We start from the raw sequence: 2,720 nt of genomic DNA on the forward strand, positions 1-2,720 counted from the left end.
GCCCAGCGGGTCCTGGAAGACCGCCTGGAGGCAGGGCCGAGGAGGCGAAGATCGCCCTTCAGCGCGCCCTGGAGAGCGCCACACCAGCTCTGCCTGGTCAGCCGATGCTGCAGGTGGCGCCGTTGAGGACGAAGGTGGCGGGGATCCCGTTGGTGCCGGCCACCGAGGAGGCGCTGAAACCGAAGTTCACGCTGCCGCCGGCCGGGATGCCCTGGTTCCAGGACTCGTTCGTCGCGTGCACGTCGGCGCCGCTCTGCGTGCCCTTGGCGTTCCACACCGAGGTGAGCCGCTGCGGGCCGGGGAAGGCGAAGTCCAGCGCCCAGCCGTTGACGGCCGTGGTGGCGAGGTTGCGGATGGTCACGTCGCCGTTGAACGAGCTGCCCCAGTCGCTCAGCCGGTAGCTGACCGAGCAGGCCCCGGCCGGGGTGGTGCCGCCCGAGCCGGTGGTCACGGTGACGATGCCCGAGCGGGGCGAGCGGTTGCCGGCCGCGTCGCGCGCGTACACGGCGAAGTCGTACCGGGTGGAGGCGGTGAGGCCGGTCAGGTCGGCGCCGGTCCCGGTCACGGTGGTCACGGCGCTCTCGCCGGCGGTGGTGACCCGCACGACGTCGTAGGCGGTCACCGCGGTGTTGTCGGTCGCGGCCGTCCACGTGAGCCGGGCCCCGCCGGAGGTGACCGAGCCGGCGGTGGGGGTGCCGGGCGCGGTGGGGGCCTGGGTGTCGCCGCCCCCGCCGCCGAAGACACCGGACTCCTTCGCGGTGGCCCGGATGCCGTTGGCGCCGTCGATCAGCCGCTGCCCCCACGGGGTGAGGCGGGTGGCGTCGAAGCCGGTGGCCATGTCGAGGTACTCGACGCCGCCGGAGTTGCCGCTCCACGACCAGCCGAGGTAGCCGAGGCCGAGCCGTTGCGTGGTCGCCATGATGGCGTCCTCGTCCGGGTTGCCGTCGGAGTGGTTGGAGCCGAACTCGCCCACCACGATGGGCAGCTTGGCGGTGACGAAGCGGTTCAGGTAGTCGTCGACCTCGGCGGCGGTGTCGAAGACTCCGTACATGTGGATGGAGAAGACGGTGTTGTGCTGCGGGTCGGCGGCGAAGACCCCGGCCGCGTTGTCCCGCATGGTGAAGGACCAGTCCTGGCCCCAGTTGGGGGCGTCGACCATCAGCGTGTGGGTGAAGCCCGCGGTGCGCAGCCGCTGGACGGCGGCCTTGGTGTCGGCGGTCCAGGCGCTGTAACCGGTGTTGCCGAACGGCTCGTTGCCGATGTTGAGGATGACGTACTTCTCCTGGCCCTTGAGCGCGTCCTGGACGGCGATCCAGTAGTCGACGGCGCGCGACAGGCTGACCGCGGCGCTCTGCTCGCCGTAGCCGGTGGTGTCGTGCGCCTCCAGGACGCACAGCAGCCGGTTGGCCCTGCACTGGGCGATGAGGTCGGCGACCTCGGCGGCGGTGGTCCTGGTCCACTGGTCGCCGGTGCTGAGCACGACGCGCACCGAGTTGGCCCCGGTGGCCTTGATGTCCTGGAGCGCCTTGGTCGTGCGGGTGGGGTACCAGGTGTGGGCGTGGTTGATTCCGCGCAGTACGACGTCCTGGTTGTTCGCGTCCTGCAGGCGTCCGTCGGTGACGTGGAACCCCGGCGCGGCGTCGACGGCGTAGCCGGGCTGAGTGGTGACGAGCATCGAGCCGACGAGGGCGGCGAGGGCGACGGCTGCGCCGGTCAGTCTGCGGTTCATCCCTGATTCTCCGAACACGCTGGAGGGCACGCCGGTGCCGGCCCGTGGGAGGACACCGGTGCGCCCTGGTGGGTGGGGTACGTGTGGGCGCCCCGCCCCCCGAGGCGCGCTGTGCCGGAGGCGGACGCGTCCGGTGAACGCGGTCCGCCTGGTGGCTGCGCATCAGATTAGGGATGCCTGCGGGGCAGCACAACACTTTCGACATAATCGGTTAAGCGAGGATTCTGATGACCGGGGGAGCACTCCGAGGGGTGCTGTGCCGTTGCGGTGCAGGCCCAGGGCCTCTGCCGGGGCCGGGCGGTCCGGCTGTGGCCGACCACTCTGGTTGAACCGGTCAACCTCCGGTGCGCGGCGCGCGGAGACCGACGCCGTGACCGGCGGAATCCGCTACCCGGACGGCCGAAGGGGTGAACCGCTCCTCGTTCGGCCGTCGCCCGAATGCCGCAGCCACGGTGCGGTGTTACCTCTGGAACCCGGGGAAGGACGGGCAGCCGGCCCGTCCGGCCGAGGATCGGAAGTGGACCAGCATGGACGACTACCCCCTGTTGAACCTGTTCTGGACGATGATGTGGTTCTTCCTGTGGATCCTGTGGCTGTTCCTGCTCTTCAGGGTCGTCGCCGACATCTTCCGCAGTCCCGACCTGGGCGGCTGGGGAAAGGCGGGCTGGCTGGTCCTGGTGATCCTGCTGCCCTACCTGGGCGTCCTCGTCTATCTGATCGCCCGGGGCGGGAAGATGGGCGAGCACGACTTCGCGTCCGCGCAGAAGCGCGACCAGGCCTTCAAGGAGTACGTCCGGGACGCCGCCGGCACCTCCGGCCCGGCCCCCGCGGGTGGCGGCGCGGACCAGCTGGCCAAGCTCGCCGACCTGAAGCGCAGCGGTGACCTGAGCCAGGAGGAGTACGACCGGGCCAAGGCCCGGGTGCTCGGCTGACCGCTCCGGCGCACCGCCGGCCGAGCGCACCGCCGTCGGCCTGCGGCGCCCGCGCGGGC

At 71.4% G+C, this 2,720-nt stretch carries 2 protein-coding genes; one reads left to right on the forward strand and one right to left on the reverse strand.

The annotated features are described in order from the left end of the window. Positions 1 to 97 precede the first annotated feature (97 nt). Positions 98 to 1,729, reverse strand: coding sequence for a cellulase family glycosylhydrolase (locus tag ACFUK0_RS40040; RefSeq protein WP_380259003.1), 1,632 nt, complete (start codon positions 1,727 to 1,729; stop codon positions 98 to 100). A 527-nt stretch (positions 1,730 to 2,256) separates the two neighbouring features. Here ACFUK0_RS40040 and ACFUK0_RS40045 point away from each other — a divergent pair. After that, the gene (locus ACFUK0_RS40045) at positions 2,257 to 2,661 is read left to right on the forward strand and encodes an SHOCT domain-containing protein (RefSeq protein ID WP_380259004.1); all 405 of its coding nucleotides are present in this window, start codon (positions 2,257 to 2,259) and stop codon (positions 2,659 to 2,661) included. Positions 2,662 to 2,720 lie beyond the last annotated feature (59 nt).

The organism is Kitasatospora sp. NPDC057223 (genome assembly GCF_042669755.1).
In the GTDB taxonomy this organism is placed as follows: domain Bacteria; phylum Actinomycetota; class Actinomycetes; order Streptomycetales; family Streptomycetaceae; genus Kitasatospora.

Coding starts and splice junctions, on each gene's coding strand:
- ACFUK0_RS40040 (WP_380259003.1), bottom strand. CDS start 1,729: ATGAACCGCAGACTGACCGGCGCAGCCGTCGCCCTCGCCGCCCTCGTC.
- ACFUK0_RS40045 (WP_380259004.1), top strand. CDS start 2,257: ATGGACGACTACCCCCTGTTGAACCTGTTCTGGACGATGATGTGGTTC.